Raw genomic sequence first — 20,174 nt, 5'->3', positions numbered from 1 at the left:
TGCTCCTTTAAGGCTCGCCCAGTACAGCGTGAATATACGGTATTGGGTTCAATAGCTGCTCTGCTGCTTCATTGGCAAATTCGAAGAAAGGCTGGGCCACAAGTCCGATAGTTATTGTCATCACCGTTAAGGTGGCGATGGGCAAGCAGTAAAGCAGTGTGGTAGGCAGGGCAAGTTCCTTTGCTGTTTGCTCTGCTGCTGGCGCTTTCCAGAAGGCTTCACTCCATATTTTTGTCATAGAGAAAATAGTCAATAGACCAACCACCAGAGCTGTGGCTGCCAGTATATTGTAGTCATTTATAATACTGGCTTTGATAACCAAAAATTTACCCCAAAAGCCAGATAGCGGTGGGAAGCCGGCTAATGAAAAAGCAGGGATAAGAAACAGGAAGGCAAGCCATGGCATGGCTTTGTAAACGCCGCCTAAATGGCGCAACTGGCTTGTCCCATACTTTCGCTCAATAAAACCACCAATCAAGAACAAGTTCGCCTTTACGATGATGTGGTGAATGATATAGAAAATCGCACCGGCAATAGCGACTGGGGTATATAGGGCCAGGCCCATAATCATATAACCAATCTGGCTGATAATATGGAACGAGAGGATCTTCTTAATATCAAATTGGCTGGCAGCACCCAATACACCAGTGAGCATTGTCAGGCCGCTGATCCAAAGTAGCATGGTTTGCCAACCGGTCTCGGTAAGAGGAAAAAGCAAGGTGAAAACACGGATCAGGGCATAAACCCCTACCTTAGTGAGTAGGGCAGCAAATAAGGCGACGACGGCGCTGGGCAATGTATGGTATGACGCAGGAAGCCAAGCGAACAGTGGAAATAAGGCTGATTTGATTGCAAAAGTAAATAGAAATAGCGCTGATAGTAAAGTGGCTGTCTGCGCTTCCACGCCAGGAAACTTCAGATGCAAATCGGCGAGATTGAGGGTTCCCGTTGCCCCATAGGTCAAGCCGATAGCTAACAGGAATACTAGAGTTGAAATCAGATTGAGCAGGACGTATTTAACGGCACCATCGATTTGCTTTCGCTCGGCATCGACAATCATCAGGCCAAATGAAGCGATGAGCATGACCTCGAACCATACATAGAGGTTGAAGATATCGCCGGTCAGAAATGCGCCGTATACCCCAGCCAGCAACACATGGAACAGCACATGGTAGAGGCCGTAAGAAGGCTTATGTTTGAGATCGGCCATCGCGTAAAACACAGTGACTGCACCGATGATAGCTGTGATAACGGTCATCGCGACGGCAAGGTAATCAGCAACAAACACAATGCCAAATGGTGCCATCCAGTTACCGAAAGCGACGGCATAAGGGCCGTTTGTGGTGATATCGGCTAGTAATTGCACACTACAAAATACAGACAGAAAAACGCTAGAACCGCTAATCCAGTTTATGGCCTTGTGATTGTGACGGACAAAAAAGGCACCGGTTGCGGTCAGTAGCGAGATAACAACAGGTAGTGTGAGCAAAGCTGAGGTCATTGATCCTCCTCTGAATGTTGCATGGCATCGATATCAGCAGATCCTGTTTCAATGTATGCCCGATACAACAACATCAATGCGAAAACCAATAACCCAAAACCAATGACTATGGCCGTTAGAATCAGAGCCTGAGGCAGGGGATCCGCAGCTCCTTCTGGTGGTAATACTGAGCCAAGATCGATCAGTGGCGGATTAGCAGGCGTTAGGCGTCCTGCGGTGAAAATAGCCAAATTTACCGCGTTGCTGATCAAGATAAGGCCAAGCAGGATACGGATAATATGTCGCTCCAGCATGAGGTAAACTCCTGCTGTAACAAACACCCCAACGACCAAGCTCCAAAGTATTTCCATCAATCGAGCTCCTCATTCACGCGTAACAAGACCTCGAGTACACCACCAATAACGGCGAGATAAATGCCGACATCGAAAATGAGCGGTGTGCCTAAGGGTAAAATCTCCTTCCACCAAATTCCGGTTAAGAAAGGTTGCCCCATCACAAACCCAATACCGCCTGCTAATAAGCTCAGGAATACCCCAACCATCGCAATATTCATCGGTCTATAACCAAGACGCTCCCTGACATATTGTGGCGATTCGGCAAAAATAAGCAGGGTCAAACCGATAACGGCAATCAGTGCACCGATGAAACCACCACCCGGTGAATTATGGCCGCGAAGCAAGAGATACAGAGAAAAGACCATCATCAAAACAGCAACGATATGAGCGGTCGTGCCGAAAATAAGGGATGGGATCCGATTCTGCTGCTGAGAATGGCTTTGGAACAAGCTGATAGCGGCGATTGCTGCAATAACCACAACAATGGCCTCCCCCATGGTATCGAAGGCCCTGAAGTCGACCAGAATAACATTCACGATATTTCGACCATGGCCGCCAGGGACGCTGTTTTGAGCGAAAAAGTTAGCAAGCGGAGACTCTAATGGTGCCTTGGTTATAGTAATGAGCAAAGCTGTAACGGAAATACCAATGACTGCAGCAATGGCAGCATGGAAAGCCCGTCGACTCATCGAATGTTTTGCTACCGTGCTGAAATGGGGTAAATGGCGAATTAACAGCGCGACAAACACCACCATTAAGGTTTCAACCAGTAGTAGGGTTTTGGCCACATCTGGGGCGCTGTAAATCATAAAGACCAAGGTCATCAAAAAGCCGATAGCACCAAGTCCAGCAATTGAAAGCAGCCGTGAGGTTGAGAAAACACACAGCAGGGCGGCAGCTATCAATAGCAATGCGATTGAAATTTCGTACAGCTTGAGCGCAAGGATACGCTCAAGGAAGTCTCCATTCGGCAAAATTGGGCTCAACAGCAAAATTGCGGCAAGCACTGAGAAGAATAGTAAGGCATAGACGCTCAGTTTACGTTGCTGTAAACGTGCTGTTTGCCAAGTGGCAACAGACAGCATTGATGTCATGCACTTTTCAAAAACTTCGCTGGCTATAGGAAGAGGGTTAAGCACTTTATTTAGCGCCTGGGTCACTGACGACATGTATTTAAAGATAAGGATACCCATTGCTAAAGTCACGGCACTCATGATCAAGGGCAGGTTAATCCCATGCCATAGTTTCACCGGGCTAGATTGCTCTACTTGATTAATTTCAAATATTGCCGTGGAGAGCACATATTCATTGAGCCAGCCTAAACCTAGGGTCGGCACAATAACACTGCAACAGGCCAAGACCATGGGTGGGATCCAATAGCCTATTTCTGCCTCGATGGATTTCACCGTAGGGTTGTCTTCTATTTTCTCCCGTAAAAATGGCTGTGATATTACCGCAATAGCCAGAGCGACCATCACCGCGTTTATCATGACGAGGGCTAACATCACGATGCCATGGACTTCCAAGCCTGCTTTGTAGGCATATTCTTTACTCAGGAAACCCAATAGAGGAGGTATGCCGGCTTTTGATAAGGCGGCAATTAGGCCTGAAGCAAAACTGAAGATGAGAACGGCCTTCAAACCATATAACACCCGGATATCACGGGTACCGGTTGCCTTGTCGATATTGCCGACCACCATGAACAACGCAGCCTTATAAAAGGCATGGGCAAGAATAAACAAGATAGCAGCAGCCAAGGCCGTTTCTGTTCCGATACCGAGCAGTAGGGTCAGGATCCCGAGTATGGTATTGGTACTGAAAGCCAGCATCAGCTTGAGATCTTTTTGCATCAGCGCAATGACAGCTGACCACAGCGCAGTGAAACCACCAATGGAAATGAGGGTATAAAACCAGATATCACTGCTGGCATAAACAGGGGAAAGCCTTGCCAGCAGGTAGATGCCAGCCTTAACCATGGTTGCCGAGTGTAAGAAGGCACTGACCGGTGTCGGTGCAGCCATGGCTCCAGGTAGCCAGAAGTGGAAAGGGAATTGTGCCGATTTGGTAAAAGCCCCTAGCAGAACTAGTACCAAAGATGGGGTAAAATAGGGGTGTTGAATAACACTGTCTTTGGCGTTGACCGCTTTGTCGATAATTGTGCTTATTTCATAGCTACCGGCAATCTGCCCCAGTAAGATCAAACCGGCTAGCAATGCTAAGCCGCCAGCCCCTGTAACAACCAAAGATTGCAGGGCGTTCTTACGTGACTTTTCATTTTCATGATTGAAGCCGATAAGCAGGTAAGAAGTAATTGTTGTGAGTTCCCAAAATACAAACATCAAGATGATGTTGTCACTTAGCACCAGCCCGAGCATAGAAAGCATGAACAGGGTAAGGTAGAGATGGAAAGAAAAGCGTTCTGCTTTGTTCTTCATGTAAGCCAATGCATAGAGCTGGATAAAAAAACCTATGCTGCTGATTAATCCGACAAAAACGAAGGAGAGTGCATCAAGTTGTAAGCTCAAGTTAATGTCGAGGCTGGGAACCCATGGTGCTGACCAACGAAGCCCGGTAGGGGAGGGTTGGTAGTAAAAGATAGACGCAGCAAATATAAGAGCGGGAAACACCACAAATCCAAGCAGGCTGTAATGGTGTTTACCGCTGTCGAGTAAGGGTTTTGTTTTGCCTTTGTTATCAGCCACTATCGATAACTATCCCTATTGTTTAAATATTGAAATTAAGGTTAATCCATAAACCTTTTTCTTACATCTAAGATACTGTTATTAATCAACTGTCGTCAATTCATTATCGTGTATTGAATGGCTGTGTCTTTCCATCAGGTTATGGGTCTCTTCGTAAAGTCTATAGACCTCATAGCCGTCATAGGTGCATTCGCCAATGTCATTCCTCGGACACACAAGTCTGTTGCAGTGATCAATTAATTCAGTTCTGCAGTTAGGACAGTACTTTTTCATAACACCCTCTACATCCTTACAATGAATAATTCTGTTGTGTTGATTCCTTCTGATTACAATGTAGACGGGAAAAATGAAACTTGATGGCTGCCTTAAACGTGTTTTACAGCTATTTACAATCCATTACAAAAGTAAGAACAAAGTCGCATTTAGGCGAGCATGAACAAAATTGGTACTGTTGTTGGATTCAACAGTAAAAGAACTCTGAGTGTTAACTGTACGGGGGGTAGAACATGCCTTTGGACAATTCTGAGTTACAGGTCTTAGTAAATAACAAATCACCTCTAATTTAAAAACACTTACTTATCATTGTTTAGTTCAAATTTATTGGGGTAATTGCGATAACCAAAAATGCTAGTTTTGAGCCAAATACTCATCCCAAAGCTCCTTTGAATAATTCGCTAGCTCAGTCTCCCATAGAGATATAGATTGCTTTACAACGTCTTTATCTGTAATCGAGCATGTTGTACGTAAATGTTTTCTTCCATCGAGAGATCTATATCCATCATCGACTTTTCTTACTTTGCCACCTAGCTCTACTTCGCGATGCTGTCTTAAATCTTTGTAAGTCCTATCTAAAATCTTGCTAAGTTTTAAGTGTTTTTTTTGACATTCAGTCATATTCACTATCTCTCTTTCTGCAGTTATTGAGTAGACTCGGTTATCAGATGCAATAACTTGAACTGAGATATTATGAAAAAATTCTGCCAGATCTGTATGACTATTTATCTTTATGCTTAATAGTTTCGTTGGGTATTCAGTTACTTCAGTATTTGAATACTCTTCAGGTAAAGGTTTACCAATATGTATACCGAATAATTCCTCCAAGTCTGTGGTTGGAGCAGGTTTGCAGCCGGAAAGCACAGCAAGGAGTATTAGGATATTAAATTTCATATTATCATATACTTAAGTAAGTTTCAGGAATGCTACTCACGCCATAAACTCATGTCAAATGATGGGTGATAAATCCTGATGGATGTCGATGTTATACAAGACAATAGACTTACCTATCTACTTTACGATCCCGGTTAGCTCGACTAAAACGTTTTGGGGCATAAAAAAGCTACCAACCTAAAGCTTACGGCTTTTATGTCAACAGGTCATTTTACGACATTTAGTGGCTGTTTTGGCAAAGGTAAGTGGCCTTAATCTTTTGATGATGTAGGATATTACCTAGTTCTTCCTATAGGGGAGGGAATCTATTATTAAGGGACATAATGAAAACCAAGTACCTTCTTTTGCCAGCTTTTGCTGCTTTTGTCTTATCTGCCTGCACATCTACGCCGACTGATAGTGTTGAGCAGGTTGATGTGCTGTACCCAAGTACAGCGACCTTATTCGATCTATCGCCTTCCGGCGAGCAGCTTGTCGCAGGTATGGCAATGACGCAGAAGATCACTGATATTCACCGCTCTGACGACAAAGCACTTGTGTGTATAGAAGATCGCTGTGCGTACTCGGTGGCGCTGCCGAATGAAAAATTTGAGTCCCTACTTTCTGAGGGGCAGGTATTACCTATGTCACAAGCCATTGTGGAACTTGATGGCGTAGAGCTACTTCACCACCAATAAGTGCCATAGACCAAGCCCAGTGTGTACTTGACTGGGCTGTATTTTGAGCACCATTTCTCAAAACCAGTGGTAATCAGATATAGAAGAAGCTATAGCTGGTGGTTGCCAAGGTGTTCGACACAGATTTCCCCACCTTTCCAGTTAGCTTTGTAGATGGTCATCCCTTTGCTGCCATTGCGCTGTGGGGAATTAGTTTGGTGCTCAAAACCATAGGCTGAAGCGATGCCGACCAACTGGCGGACATCGCCTTCCTCAATATCAAAGTGGTGATGAGCATGGCCACTAATCACATTGCACTTGCTTGTAAAACAGCGGACAACCTCAGTTTGGTTTTCAATGCCAATCTGTTTGAACCATTGCTCGCTAACATCAAGGATCGGGTGGTGTGAGACGATTAGCCTTGGTGTTTTTCTTACGGCTTTTCTCAAAGCCGCTATCTCTTTGCTGGTAACTCTCCCGGCACCAAGCTCCAGAGAACTGCCCAGAGGCTTTTCGCTGGTATCGAGGAAATGGAAAGGGATACTGTACAAAGTCGCTGATTGGCGAATTTTAATTTTGCTGCCCTTGAAACAGGCTTTCATAACATTCAGATCGTCATGATTTCCTGCAAGCGCATAGCAATGGGTAATGAACTCGCAGTCTTCAAGGTAAGTTCGGATACGCTGGTAAGCAGGAGGGACTGCGGCATTGGCAAGATCACCGGTCAGTAGCAAGACTTTCTCGTCCTTATCTTGGTTAACAATGTCTAATAGCCTGATGAGATTGGCATCTAGTTCATTGCTAGCCTCGGCTAGGTGAGTGTCGGTGATCTGGTAAATTTTCACAGTTATCCCTTTGTTGAATTTTAATTCTTATCAGTTCAATACGGCGCTAGGTTAAAGGAATGCCAAATAATACGCTACAAATAGTTAGGCTATGCCTAGTTAAAGTAGTTCTGCCAAACGCTGTTTCTGCCTTCCTTTTTCATCGAAATTATCAGCTGACAGCCAAGCTTGATGTGAGCGGGAGATTTGCGGCCAGTCGCTGTCAATGATGGCATACCAAGTGGTATCTCTATTTCGCTCATTGTAAACAATGGCTTGCCTGAACAACCCTTCATAGCTGAACCCCAACCGCTCAGCTGCACGACGTGATGGTTGATTGAGAGAATCACACTTCCATTCACAGCGGCGGTAGCCCAACGTTTCGAAAGCGTGTTTAAGCATGAGGTGAATGGCTTCGGTTGCAGCTGGCGTTTTTTGCAGTTTGGCCGAGAAAAGGAAGTTGCCAACTTCAATGACGCCCATTTGAGGAACAATTCTCATATAGGAAGCGATACCCACAGCTTTATCTGTAGCTGGGTCGATAATGGCAAAGAAAAGCGGGTCGCGGCTTTGCTCTAGAGGGTTTAGCCAGCCAAAGAAGCTCTCTCTGCTATCAAATGGCCCCATGAACATATAGGTCCATAAACGGTTCTCTTGGTCGGCAGAGAATGCTGCAAACAGATCCTCACCATGGCGGCTTGGGCTAAGCGGTTCTAGACGGGTAAAGTATCCGGAGATTGTCACTGACTCTGGGACGGCGGCACCCTGCCAGTCAGGCATTGGTGAGCCGATAGGTTGTTGGAGATGGTTGAAATACATAGGATGTTCCAAAAGGTTATGTGTTGTTATTCTTCTTGAAACCAACAGGTTACTACCGACTATTGTGGGATTTCTGTGGTATGGGTTAGAAAATCTTGATTTACCTCCGTAGTTGCAGATTTTATGTTGCTATATGATAGGGCAGCATTGTTGGCAGCCACCGAAAAACAATTGGAGCAGATGTTGATAGAGAAAGCTTGGATCCCCAAAATTGAACAGCGACTTGGTCTTCAGCTGTCACAAATAAGTGGCCTTGAAGGGGCAAATGCAATTTGCCAGTCGATGGTGACGGCGATTCCGTTTGAGAACTTGGATGTGCTATCAGGTATTCCAATCAATGATGAAACCTCTCACCTTTACCAAAAATTAATTCTGTCGAAACGGGGAGGGGTTTGCTTTGAGCTCAATAATTTCTTGTTTGAGCTGCTGACATTTTGTGGTTATCGCGTATATCGTGTTGCGGCAAGAATGTTTGTTGAAGGTGAACTAAGAGATGTTGCGAATCACATCGCTCTGGTTCTTGAGCTTGATGATCAAAAGTACATAGCAGATGTCGGGGATGCACGGGCGATGTCTCAAGTCATTCCGATGGATGGTAACCTTGGCTTCGAACATCTTGGCATTACCCATCAAATAAAGCCTATTGGACAGGAATGTTATCAATTGTGGCTGCATGAGAATAATTGCGAGAAGGGTAAAGAGAATCCAGTCCTGTCACCACGTTATCAATTCATCGATGAACCTTATCAGCGTATCGACTTCAAACATGGTATTGAGTTTATCGAGCATGATGAACGATCAATTTTTAATAAACAGTGGGTGGTTTCAAAGTTACAGGGTGACACGCGAATCGCGTTGTCTGACGAGCATGTAGCAAGAACATCCAGTGAGGGCAAAACCATTACTCCGTATCACCCCAATGAACGGTCAGCTTTGTTAGCTGAGTTATTTGGCATTGTTACTGATTAAGTTTGCCTAATTCAGGCCTGGAAACTCCTATTTTTCCTCCTTCGTGGTTTTCTCATCTCATTAACTGCGGCGAGTGATCATTTACTAGTCGCTACTTATCACAATATTCATAGCTTCAGACTATGAATTGTATTGTTGCTACTCCCTATATCTATTGTGACCCACCATTAAAATAGTGTTCACCCCCTTCACATCGATAGTCGGTACAAAGTCGCATTTTTCCTATTGAGGGGGGAAGTTGCATGTCTGAGCATTCCTATTCACAACTTTGAAGCAATCAGTTTTGTTATTTATTTTTATCAACGTTGGTCATTGATATGAGAGATAAATTCTTACTTACAGCAATAACACTCGCGCTACCATTCAGTTCATACGGTGCAGGAAGCGTTCTACCACACGAAATCCCAGAATTTAACGGGAAGATTGGGCGCACTATTGCAGAGTCGCAGGAAGACTACCCACAACCCGTCGAAGCGCCTGAGGGGGCACCAAATATTATAATGGTCATTCTTGATGATGTTGGCTTTGGTCAGGCCTCCACATTGGGAGGGCCCATTCCGACTCCAGCTTTGGATGAGCTAGCAAAAGAAGGGGTGACATACACTCGTTTCCACACAACCGCCGTTTGCAGCCCAACTAGGGCCTCGTTGCTCACAGGGAGAAACCACCACCAGCTGGGGTTCGGCACCATTTCTGAGATGTCTTCAGGGTACCCGGGTTATCACAGTATCTGGGGTAAGGACTCTGCAAGTGTTGCTGAAATACTAAGGCAAAATGGATACAACACGGCAGCTTGGGGTAAGTGGCACAACACGCCTGATTGGGAAACTAACCAAACAGGGCCATTCGATCGCTGGCCGACCGGGTTAGGGTTTGAATATTTCTATGGCTTCATGGGTGGAGAAACCAGCCAGTATGAACCTCAGCTATTTAAAAATACGGTGCCTGTAGAGCCAGAAAAGAAGCCGGGCGAGACTTACCACTTGACCGAAGATCTCGCAACGGATGCCGTCAAGTGGATTAAGCAACAGAAATCCCTAAATCCAGATAAGCCTTACTTCGCGTATTTCTCGACAGGTGCTATCCATGCACCATTCCATGTCGGTAGCGAATGGATAGATAAATTTAAAGGACAGTTTGACGATGGTTGGGATGCGATGCGTGAACATACTTTTGAAAGACAAAAGCAGCTCGGCATCATTCCGCAAGACACCAAACTAACCCCAAGACCTGATGAGATCCCATCATGGGATGAGCAGTCGGAGGAAGAGAAAAAACTCTTTGCTCGTCAAATGGAAGTAGCCGCTGGGTTCCTTGCTCACACCGATCACTGGGTCGGCAACTTAATCGATGCGGCAACCGATATTCCCGGAGCAGAAAATACCATGGTTATCTACGTTGTCGGTGACAACGGAGCCAGTGGTGAAGGTACGCTCATCGGTACAACCAACAATATGATGGTGCAGAATGGATTCCCCGATACCGTTGAAGATCAACTTGAGGTACTAGATGGCATCGGTGGAAAAGATTTTGAAAACCACTATGCAGTGCCTTGGGCTTGGGCGGGTAGTTCACCTTTCCAATGGATGAAACGCGTGCCGTCTCATTTTGGTGGAACCCGCAATGGACTGGTTGTTTCCTGGCCTGAAGGGATCGAAGCAAAGGATGAGAAACGAACCCAGTTCCACCATGTGGTTGATATCGCGCCAACGATTTACAAAGCAGCGGGTATTGAAACTCCAACTGAGGTAAATGGCGTTGAGCAGTCTCCAATGGCGGGGGTTCCTATGAACTACTCTTTCGACAACGCTGGTGCAGAAGGTAATAGAAAAACACAGTACTTTGAAGTCGCTGGGCATATGGCTATTTATCACGAAGGCTGGGTTGCCTCTGCTTTCCATGGTGTACCTTGGGCATTTATCGGCTCGAAAGGGTTTGATGATGTTAAGTGGGAGCTGTACAACATCGAAGAAGATTTTTCTCAGGCAAATGATCTTGCTAAGTCTCACCCTGAAAAGCTCGAAGAACTGAAAAAAGTGTTCGACGAAGAAGCGAATAAGTACGGGGTATATCCGTTGGATGACCGGTATGCAGAGCGCGTAGTAAACCCAAATCGTCCGTCGATTACCCGAGGTAAAAAGCACTTCAGATACTATCAAGGCACAGTGCGTATTCCGGAAGGGGGAACACCTCCGGTTTATTCTCGTAGCCATACGATTGAGTCAGAGCTGAATTACAAAAAAGGTGATGAAGGGGTTATTGTCGCTGTCGGAGGGAATGTAGCTGGCTACACCCTATATGTTAAAGATGGCAAATTGCACTACCACTACAACTTCTTCAACAAGAGGCGTTTCCATGTGACATCAGCTGAGCCCCTGCCAAGCGGAACCCTTAAGATCAAGATGGACTATAAACAAGAGTCTGATGAACATGGCGGCGGTGGTACAGCAACCCTCTATGTGAATGGCCAAGAGGCGGGTTCAGGGAAAATAGGAAACACAGTACCGCTTCGCTTTGCCGTTACGGAAACCACCGATATCGGTATGGATCTGGGCTCTCCGGTTACACCGGCATATAAAGCGCCTTTCGAGTACACCAACAGCATTGAGTTTGTTGATTATACCCTGAACTAACGGTCGTTCTTTGGCAATCTATCGCTATCACCTGGGTTTGTATGAACCCGGTTGATAGCGACGTAGAGACGGAGAACTGCCACTGACTAAGACACGACATCACCCCATCCCCCCCGCTCATGAGGAACCTTCATGCAAACACCTACGAGTTGCCATGTAATGGCGAAGCCAACGGGCTCAGTCTGCAATATTGACTGTGACTACTGCTTTTATCTAGAAAAGGAAAAGCTCTATCCAGAGCGTAGCCATAACTGGCGTATGAGCGATGAGACACTGGAAGCTTACATCAGGCAAACCATTGAAGCGCAGAAGGATAGCTACGTTCAGTTCACATGGCAAGGGGGTGAGCCGACGTTAATGGGGCTGGCGTTTTTCGAAAAGGCAGTAAGCCTGAGTAAAAAACATGCTGGAAATAAACAAGTTGAGCATAGCTTCCAGACGAATGGCTTGTTGCTCAACGATGACTGGTGCCGTTTTTTTAAACAGAACGATTTTCTTGTCGGTTTATCTGTTGACGGGCCTGCTGACCTGAATGACTGCTACCGTAAAAATCGTGCTGGTAAGCCAACTCACGCTAAGGTAATGGAGGCAGTTAAACTCCTAAAAAAACACAACGTAGCATTTAACACGCTGACTGTGGTCAACCGGGAAAATGTAAAACATCCACAGCGCGTCTATCAATTTCTTAAAGATATCGGCTCTACTTATATTCAGTTTATTCCACTGGTTGAGCGGGAAGCAAGGGAGGCGAAAGACGATCAATTGCGACTGGTTCTGCCTAACGAAACATTGGCGGATGTGACAAAATGGTCGGTGCCAGCGCGTCAGTATGGCGAGTTTTTGAATGTCATTTTTGACTTGTGGGTACGCAAAGACATTGGCCGCGTTTATGTAAATATGTTCGACAGTGCACTGAGCAGTTGGTTTGGTGAGCGCCAAGGCATCTGCCATTTCTCAGAGCGTTGCGGTCACGCATTTGCGCTGGAGTCCAACGGGGATCTCTATAACTGCGACCACTATGTTTACCCTGAGCACATGTTGGGCAACATTCATGATAAATCCATCTCAGAGTGTAATGCGAGCGCGAAAGCGATACAGTTCGGAAAGGACAAGCAGGAGACGCTAAACTCTGACTGCAAGCACTGTAAATATAAGTTCGCTTGCAATGGTGGGTGCCCGAAACACCGATTTGCGGTTAGCCCGAATGGCTTACCCAACCACAATTATTTTTGCATGGGCTATCAATTGTTTTTTGAGCATACTGCCATTTATATGCAGGAAATGTGCAATTTGCTCAAGCAAGGCCGCTCTCCCGCAGAGCTGATGTGGACACTGAATTACAGACAGTCAGTCGCTAAGGTTATGCCAAGCGATTCTGTAGGCCGAAACTCACCTTGTCCATGTGGAAGTGATAAAAAGTACAAACGTTGCTGCGGGTACAATAAGTAGGATTTTGAATCCGTTAGCGATTACTTCGTAATTCTTCGCAGAATATTCGCTCTGAGCGACTTATGTTGCTCATTGTTGGCGTATCGTTTGTGGTAAGCAAAGCTATAACTTATGGCGCTAAGCTCAATAGGACAAGTAAGTAGCTTCAATCCTAGGGTGTGTTGCCAATATTGTGCAAACCCTTCAGATACAACCGCTATTGCATCCGATTTAGATACCAGCATTAACTTAGCAGAAAGCGAACCGACAGTACTATGGATCTTACGTTCTTGTACTATCGATTTAGCACCATGTTCAAAGCCAGACATTCTTTCCCATTTGGTGGAGAGAATGACATGTTGCTGCTGATAGAATTCCTCTGCCGTCAATGAATTTCCAATTGATGGATGATCAGCTCTACAAATGACGACGGCTTTTTCTTCAACAATAGGCTCAACAACCAGAGATGGGTCTTTGATGGTAAAAACGGATAGAGCGAGATCCAATGATTGGTCACGCAAACGTTCTATAATGTCCATCTGCTCTGCAGGGGCTTCTTGTATCTGAGTATGTGCAAGATCCACAACTTGGTGAAGAAACGGCTCACTAACATGGACATCAAAGCTAATCTCGTCAGCCACCGCATTAATGATTTCATTAAACCCTTGCTGACAGCGAGCAGCGAGTTTGTGGGCATTCGCTGTTGGACTGATGCCTCTACCTTGCTTAACAAAAAGCTGGTAGCCAATGTCCACTTCCATTTTTCTAATCGCAGCACTCACTGAAGGTTGGCTTATCCCTAGGTTGTCTCCCGCTTTAGTAAATGAGCCGGTGCGATAAACTTCAAAGAAAGTTCTGATTAAGTTTAAATCAAATTGGTGAGTGTTTTGCATAGAGTTAGATTTCAAAGGAAAAGTTATCTCGCCAGTTATATTGCCACAAGAGTGTGCAATATGCCGATATATTTCCTGGAACAGCAAAAATGGTTTTAAATGCTCTAACGCAGAGTGAAGCAACTATCCAGGGTTAGCAGTAATTTGTATATTGCTGCTTTAACCCTGTATAAAATGAATCTAGTGTCGTCGTTCAGAGATGGAAGGAAATGTCCATTTTCTTTCACAGGCAGGACCTTAGCAAGCGGTATCGTTCTGTGTATTGCAACAGTCTAGCAAGTAGCTTTTGAAATGACTCGCAACAGCAGAGGCTTTCGTTGGTGGGTGGTAATACAGGTTCAAACTCCAAATACTGGTTTCGTAATCGTCGAGAATAGGGGTGAGCTGCTTATCAGATATCGGCTTATCAACAATAAAAGCTGGTAGGTAAGCGATACCTGCGCCTTTAATCGCGCTTTGCAACAGTAAATCGCTGTCGTTGACTTCCAGTGACTTAGGCACTTTGATCATCTGGGTTTCGCCATTGCGCTCGAAAATCCAATCATTGCTGCCGGTCAGAGTGGTGGCGAACAAGCATTGATGCTGTGAAAGTTCGGTAGGCAGTTCGGGGGCAGGGTTTCGCTCAAGATATGCCGGAGAAGCCACTGCAACAAACGGGCTTTGCATCAACTCCCTACGCACTAGGTGCAGATCTTTTTCCTGGTATCCTTGATAGCAAGCATTGGCACTGATCACCAAATCAGCCTCAGCGGCATGGTCGAGTGCCCACGGTGTCACATTGAGATTAAAGGTGACATTCGGATGGGATATCAGGTAGTTGCTGATTTTATCCATCAGGAAATTATTGGCATAAACAGGGGTACAAACGATATTAATATGGCCTTTGTCTTGTTCCTGGAAATCTTGCAGGCTGCGGCAAAGTTGCTCGGCGTTATCAACCAAAGGGGAGAACTCATCAACCAACTTTTGGCCTGCTGGGGTGGCGGTTAATAGCCGGTTAGTGCGGCGGCAGAGGGTAATACCAAAGCTCTGTTCGAGATCCTGTAGCCAGCGACTCCCAGCAGAAACAGAGATATTGAATTTCCGCGCGGCGGCAGAAATGGAACCGGTGCGGATGACGTAAACAAAGAAAGCCATTTTATCGAGCATTATTTCTCCCTTGTGATGATGCAAAAGCAGGCTTTCTTTACGAAAGCCTGCCATTCGTTCTATTTATAAAAGTTAAGCTGTGGCTTCTGCAGTTTTAGCAGGGACTTTCTTGCCAAGCTTCTTGGCCATTGCTTCTTCCATTTTCTCCAAGCTGACGCCTTTGGTTTCTGGTACATATTTAACGACCACAAACATACAGATTAGCGACAGGGCAGCGAACAACCAGAAGCTAAAGGCTCCGTTGAAGTTCTCTTTCAGAAAAGCATTTTCGTTCAGCATAGGGAACGACTGAGTCACTAGGAAACCGGTGAACCACTGGGCACCGACTGCGATAGCCATCGCTCGTGAGCGGATGTTGTTCGGGAAGATTTCAGAAATCATGGTCCAGCACGCACAGCCCCAAGAGGTTGCGTAGGAAACAACGTATAGACACAGAGCAAACAGCGCGGCGTAGCCCTCAGTGCCGGTGTAAAGGACATAACCAACCACTGTCATACCCACTGCACAACCGAACGTGCCGTATTTCATCAGCGGCAGACGGCCGACTTTATCAATCAGGTACATACCCAAGGCGTTACCCAGGATGAACACGACACCGACAAAAGTAGTCTGGAACAGTGCATTCTCTGTACTGCCTGTGATTGGGCGCAGGATTTCTGGCGTGTAGTACATGATGACGTTGATACCGGTCAGCTGCTGGGCTGCGGCGACGAAGGTACCGATCACTAAGATAGCAAACAGCAGCGGTGAGCGCAGGCTAACTTGTTTTTTGCCGGGTTGGTTAGAGTCAGCAAGTGATGCCTGGATCTCGCCGATCAGCTGATCAGCATGTTTTGGGTTAGAAATGCGAGACAGGGTGTCTTTGGCTTGGTCGATTTTGCCTTTGAGTACCAACCAACGTGGTGATTCAGGAATAAGGAATAGCAGGCCAGCAAACAGCGCAGCAGGGATCACCTCTGAGCCCAGCATCCAGCGCCAGCCCATATCAACTAGCCAAGCTTCACTCATGCCTTTGGCAATCAGGTAGTTAACATAGAACACACCGGTTTGGCCGACAACAGCAGACTGCTGGAACATACTCACGGCACGGCCACGGAAATCTTTCGGGGCCACTTCCGACATGTACATTGGTGAAACCACACAGGCCAAGCCGACTGCGACACCACCAACGATGCGGAGCATAACGTAGAAAGAGAAGGTGGTTGCCAGTGCGGAGCCAATGGCGGAGATCATAAAGAGGATGGCGGCGATGAAGAGGGTGTTACGGCGTCCGTATTTTAGCGCGGACCAACCGGCGCTGACGGCACCGATAATACTACCTAGAACAACACTTGATACTGCCCAGCCGGTTTGTGCCGGGGTTAAGCCAAAGTGCTCCCTGATAGGACCAATGGCGCCTGAAATAACAGCGGTATCGTAACCTAATAAAATTCCCCCTAGGGCTGCGATACAACAAATTCTGATGATATAAGCAAAGTTATGTTTTCGGGCCTCGGCCGCGGTTGTGGGTGACATGTTCTACTCCTTTATGAGATCCCCGTCTCTTACTCAACCATCGAATAAGTTTGAGTTGGGTAGCTTTCCAATGCGCTAATTACTGTAGGGTATTTGCATCGGCATTATTCTCATCACCAATATTTTTAATAGTAATTTATTGCTTTGATAATAATTTTCCACTTGGTGACGAGCTAAATCATAAGCTCACAAGTTTTTTACGGCTATAGCCAATAGGTGGTTTTGTCTAAAAATGATACTTACGTCAAATTGCGAAAAATATTTTCCGCTACTGGTTTTTATTTTAAGTTGTTGATTTTTAAGTGTTATTTTTAATTGTGATCTTGCTCAAGAATTTCTTCTAAGCCGCGTATTTACTGAGGTTTTTTCATTTTGTCTGGAAAAAATGAAAACGATTGTAATTGGTGAAAAATATTTTTCGTTTTTATTTTTTCGGTTATAGTAATTTCCAGTGAAGCAAATGGTGCAGATTGAAAAGCGGTTCAGAGATTCCTAAAGAACATATTCCACTGGACTGACCACAATCGTCACCGACCCGGAATTTAATAATCAAAAAATTGGAGTACAAACATGAGCAATGTTCAATATGGAATCAGCCCACTGACCTGGACTAACGATGATATGCCTGAACTGGGCGGTGAAATCCCATTGGAAACATGTTTGAGTGAAATGGCGGAAGCTGGCTTTACTGGTACTGAACTGGGTACTAAATATCCTCGTGAGCCTGAAGTGCTTATCCCTCTTCTAGAAAAGCACGGTCTGGTTCTAGCATCTGGCTGGTACAGCGGTAACCTGATGACGCTAACTGCTGAAGAAGAAATCGCTGCTATGCAGGAGCACATCAAGCTTCTTAAGGCTGCAGGCTGTAATGCCATGGTATTTGGTGAGGTGAGCAACACAGTTCACGGCGACATCAACACTCCACTATCTCAGCGCGTAATCCTGACTATGGATGAGTGGAAAGCTTACTGTGAGAAGCTAACTACAGTTGCTGAGTACCTACTAAACGAGCACGGCATCAAGCTGTCTTTCCACCACCATGTCGGCACCATCTGTGAAACAGAAGACGACATTAACCTAATGATGGAACTGACTGGCGATGCTGTTCACCTAACGCTGGACACCGGCCACATCACATACGGTGGCGGTAACCCTGTCACTATGATCAAGCGTTGGGGTCATCGTATCGGCCACATGCACTTTAAAGACCTACGACTAGAAGTTATGAAGGCCGCTCGCGATGCAGACAAATCATTCCTTAACGCAGTTCTTGATGGTGTATTCACCGTTCCTGGCACTGGCGATGTTGATTACGATGACGTTTTCGCTGCACTGAAAGAACGCGACTACAAAGGTTGGCTACTGGTTGAAGCTGAGCAGGATCCTGCAAAAGCGCACCCATTAACTTACGCGAAGACTGCTTACGAGAACATCACTGGCTACGCGAAGAAATACGGCCTGTAAGCTCAGGCAAGGAATAAGGGGGCAGGCTAGGCCCCCTTAATATCTCATAGCACGAACGATGAAAAAAATTGCCATGAGAAAAGGATTTATTTTTCGAATATCGAAAAACGAGGAAGACAATGAATACTGTACGCCTGACCGTTGCTGAAGCACTTGCTAAGTACCTTGCAGCACAAATGATTGAAATTGATGGAAAGAAAGAACAACTTTTTGGTGCCGCCTTTGCGATTTTCGGTCACGGCAATGTGACGTGCTTTGGCCAGCAGCTAAAGAATATCGAAGATAAAATTCCAACTTGGCGTGGTCAGAACGAACAGTCGATGGCAACAGCGGCCATTGCATATGCTAAGGCAAACCAGCGTCGCCGTATCGGTATTGCAACCAGCTCTATCGGCCCAGGTGCCACTAACATGGTTACCGCTGCGGGTATCGCGCATACCAACCGTCTACCTCTTCTACTTATTGCAGGTGACGCGTATGTTAGCCGTCTACCAGATCCAGTTTTGCAGCAGCCGGAGAACTTCGAAGATCCGTCTGTTACTTCAAACGATGCCTTCAAGCCGCTAACGCGCTACTGGGACCGCGTGCTATCACCATCTCAGCTAATGCACACGCTGCCACAAGCGCTTGACACCATGCTAGATCCAGCCACTTGTGGCCCGGTATTCCTTGGCCTGCCACAAGATATCCAAGGCGTGGCTTACGATTTTCCTGAAGTGTTCTTCGCCGAGAAAGTACACCGCATTCGCCGTCCAGAGCCTGAAATGGTTGTTCTGGAAGAAGCGAAAGAAATCCTAATGCAAGCGAAGAAGCCGCTGATCATCTCTGGTGGCGGTGTGCACTACTCGCTGGCTACAGACGAACTGGCTGATTTTGCTGGCAAGCACAACATCCCTGTGGTTGAGACCATTGCTGGCCGTGCCACTATGCTGCAGGACAACCCGCTGAATGCTGGTCCAATCGGTGTTACCGGCTCTGATTCTGCCAACCACATGGCTAACGAAGCGGATGTGGTACTGGCTATCGGTACCCGTCTGCAAGATTTCACGACGGGCTCTTGGACTGTGTTTAAGAACCCAGAGATGAAGCTGGTCAGCATCAACGTGGCGAAATTCGATGCGATCAAGCACATGTCATACCCAGTCTTGGGTGATGCCAAGTCATCAATGACCAAGCTATCAGCACTTTTAGGCGACTGGCGCTCAGGCGATGAGTGGTCGGCAAAAGCCAAAGCAGAAGCTGATGAGTGGAAAGAGTTGGTTCACCGCCGTACTCACCCGCAAGAAGGCGATTTGCTTCCGGGAATGTCTTCTTACGCGGAAGTGATCGGCAAGTTGAACAAGTCGATGGAAAAAGGCGATACCGTTCTGACTGCTGCGGGCGGCCTGCCTGCAGAGCTATCGATGAACTGGCAGAACTACCAGATCGGTAAGTTCGATATCGACTTCGGTTACTCGTGCATGGGTTATGAGATTGCCGGTGGCTGGGGTGCGAAAATTGCCAACCCAGACAACGACGTTGTAGTGCTAGTTGGTGACGGTTCATACCTTATCCAGAACTCAGACATCTACTCATCAGTACTGACTGGTCACAAGATGATTGTGGTGGTGTGTGACAACGGTGGTTTCGCGGTTATCAACAAACTACAGAACAACACTGGCAACGAGTCGTTCAATAACCTGCTTGAAGACTGCCGCCGCCCAGATGGTGAGTTGGCCCGCGTCGATTTCGCCAAGCACGCCGAAGCACAAGGTGCGATTTCCGAGAAGCTGACGTCTGTCGACGAATTCGATGCAGCATTCGCCCGTGCTAAAGAAGCTGACCGTACTTACGTGATTGTGGTTGATATCGACCCAGTATCACCTGCGGCATGGTCTAAGTGTGACTGCTGGTGGGAAGTTGGTCTGCCTGAAGTGACTCGCAACGACCACACTGCACAGAAAGTGGCTGAGTGGGAAGAAGGCCGAGCGACCCAGAGACGCGGTGTGTAGAGAATTTATTAACCAAGAGGCTCTTATCGCTGAGAGCCTCTGAGAATAAAAACTTTGTAAATAAGAACTCGGTAAACAAGAACAAATTATTTCCAATATCTGAAACGCAGGTCTCTCTCAAATAGTGG

General features: G+C 46.2%; 15 protein-coding genes. 6 read left to right on the top strand and 9 right to left on the bottom strand.

The window, feature by feature from the left end; translation table 11 throughout:
* Nucleotides 1-7: 7 nt before the first annotated feature.
* From ACXAD4_RS18690 to ACXAD4_RS18675, 4 genes are all read right to left on the bottom strand, one after another.
* Nucleotides 8-1,501 (bottom strand): proton-conducting transporter transmembrane domain-containing protein, encoded by a 1,494-nt coding sequence (locus ACXAD4_RS18690; protein WP_475243327.1) that lies wholly within the window; start codon nt 1,499-1,501, stop codon nt 8-10.
* A complete protein-coding gene (locus ACXAD4_RS18685) occupies nt 1,498-1,851 on the bottom strand; it encodes a Na+/H+ antiporter subunit C (protein WP_475243325.1) in 354 nt (117 codons plus the stop codon). The genes ACXAD4_RS18690 and ACXAD4_RS18685 overlap by 4 nt, the downstream gene beginning before the upstream one ends.
* A complete protein-coding gene (gene mbhE, locus ACXAD4_RS18680) occupies nt 1,851-4,478 on the bottom strand; it encodes a hydrogen gas-evolving membrane-bound hydrogenase subunit E (protein ID WP_475245589.1) in 2,628 nt (875 codons plus the stop codon). The genes ACXAD4_RS18685 and mbhE overlap by 1 nt, the downstream gene beginning before the upstream one ends.
* A 687-nt stretch (nt 4,479-5,165) precedes the next feature.
* Entirely contained in the window at nt 5,166-5,705 is a 540-nt protein-coding gene (locus ACXAD4_RS18675) for a hypothetical protein (RefSeq protein WP_475243323.1), read from the bottom strand.
* A 323-nt stretch (nt 5,706-6,028) separates the two neighbouring features.
* On the opposite strand from ACXAD4_RS18675, the gene ACXAD4_RS18670 reads away from it, so the two are divergent.
* On the top strand, nt 6,029-6,382 hold the full coding sequence (locus ACXAD4_RS18670; RefSeq protein WP_475243322.1) for a hypothetical protein: 354 nt from the start codon (nt 6,029-6,031) through the stop codon (nt 6,380-6,382).
* 89 nt (nt 6,383-6,471) lie between these two features.
* Here ACXAD4_RS18670 and ACXAD4_RS18665 read toward each other — a convergent pair whose 3' ends face one another.
* Nucleotides 6,472-7,206 carry a metallophosphoesterase family protein gene (locus ACXAD4_RS18665; RefSeq protein WP_475243321.1) on the bottom strand — a complete coding sequence of 245 codons (735 nt, stop codon included), beginning with the start codon at nt 7,204-7,206 and terminating at the stop codon, nt 6,472-6,474.
* Between the two features lie 99 nt (nt 7,207-7,305).
* On the bottom strand, nt 7,306-8,004 hold the full coding sequence (locus ACXAD4_RS18660; RefSeq protein WP_475243319.1) for a GNAT family N-acetyltransferase: 699 nt from the start codon (nt 8,002-8,004) through the stop codon (nt 7,306-7,308).
* 123 nt (nt 8,005-8,127) lie between these two features.
* On the opposite strand from ACXAD4_RS18660, the gene ACXAD4_RS18655 reads away from it, so the two are divergent.
* From ACXAD4_RS18655 to ACXAD4_RS18645, 3 genes are all read left to right on the top strand, one after another.
* A complete protein-coding gene (locus tag ACXAD4_RS18655; protein ID WP_475243318.1) occupies nt 8,128-8,973 on the top strand; it encodes an arylamine N-acetyltransferase family protein in 846 nt (281 codons plus the stop codon).
* Nucleotides 8,974-9,290: 317 nt separating this feature from the next.
* Nucleotides 9,291-11,606 carry an arylsulfatase gene (locus ACXAD4_RS18650; protein ID WP_475243317.1) on the top strand — a complete coding sequence of 772 codons (2,316 nt, stop codon included), beginning with the start codon at nt 9,291-9,293 and terminating at the stop codon, nt 11,604-11,606.
* A 132-nt stretch (nt 11,607-11,738) separates the two neighbouring features.
* Entirely contained in the window at nt 11,739-13,055 is a 1,317-nt protein-coding gene (locus ACXAD4_RS18645; protein WP_475243316.1) for an anaerobic sulfatase maturase, read from the top strand.
* Between the two features lie 20 nt (nt 13,056-13,075).
* Here ACXAD4_RS18645 and ACXAD4_RS18640 read toward each other — a convergent pair whose 3' ends face one another.
* The 3 genes from ACXAD4_RS18640 to ACXAD4_RS18630 form a co-directional block, all read right to left on the bottom strand.
* Nucleotides 13,076-13,927: a LysR family transcriptional regulator gene (locus ACXAD4_RS18640; protein WP_475243314.1), complete on the bottom strand. Its 852-nt coding sequence runs from the start codon at nt 13,925-13,927 to the stop codon at nt 13,076-13,078.
* A gap of 237 nt (nt 13,928-14,164) precedes the next feature.
* Entirely contained in the window at nt 14,165-15,076 is a 912-nt protein-coding gene (locus ACXAD4_RS18635) for a LysR family transcriptional regulator (RefSeq protein ID WP_475243313.1), read from the bottom strand.
* 72 nt (nt 15,077-15,148) lie between these two features.
* Nucleotides 15,149-16,591: a sugar porter family MFS transporter gene (locus tag ACXAD4_RS18630; protein ID WP_475243312.1), complete on the bottom strand. Its 1,443-nt coding sequence runs from the start codon at nt 16,589-16,591 to the stop codon at nt 15,149-15,151.
* 570 nt (nt 16,592-17,161) lie between these two features.
* On the opposite strand from ACXAD4_RS18630, the gene iolE reads away from it, so the two are divergent.
* Together iolE and iolD are read left to right on the top strand one after the other, a co-directional pair.
* Complete coding sequence (gene iolE / locus ACXAD4_RS18625; protein WP_475243311.1) at nt 17,162-18,055, top strand: myo-inosose-2 dehydratase; 894 nt, start codon at nt 17,162-17,164, stop codon at nt 18,053-18,055.
* Nucleotides 18,056-18,174: 119 nt separating this feature from the next.
* Entirely contained in the window at nt 18,175-20,046 is a 1,872-nt protein-coding gene (gene iolD / locus ACXAD4_RS18620) for a 3D-(3,5/4)-trihydroxycyclohexane-1,2-dione acylhydrolase (decyclizing) (protein ID WP_475243310.1), read from the top strand.
* Nucleotides 20,047-20,174: the final 128 nt, after the last annotated feature.

It is taken from the genome of Photobacterium sp. AWH4_225, from assembly GCF_056158405.1.
Note: the sequence above shows the minus strand (reverse complement) of the source record. Positions and strands in the feature narration are given on the sequence as shown.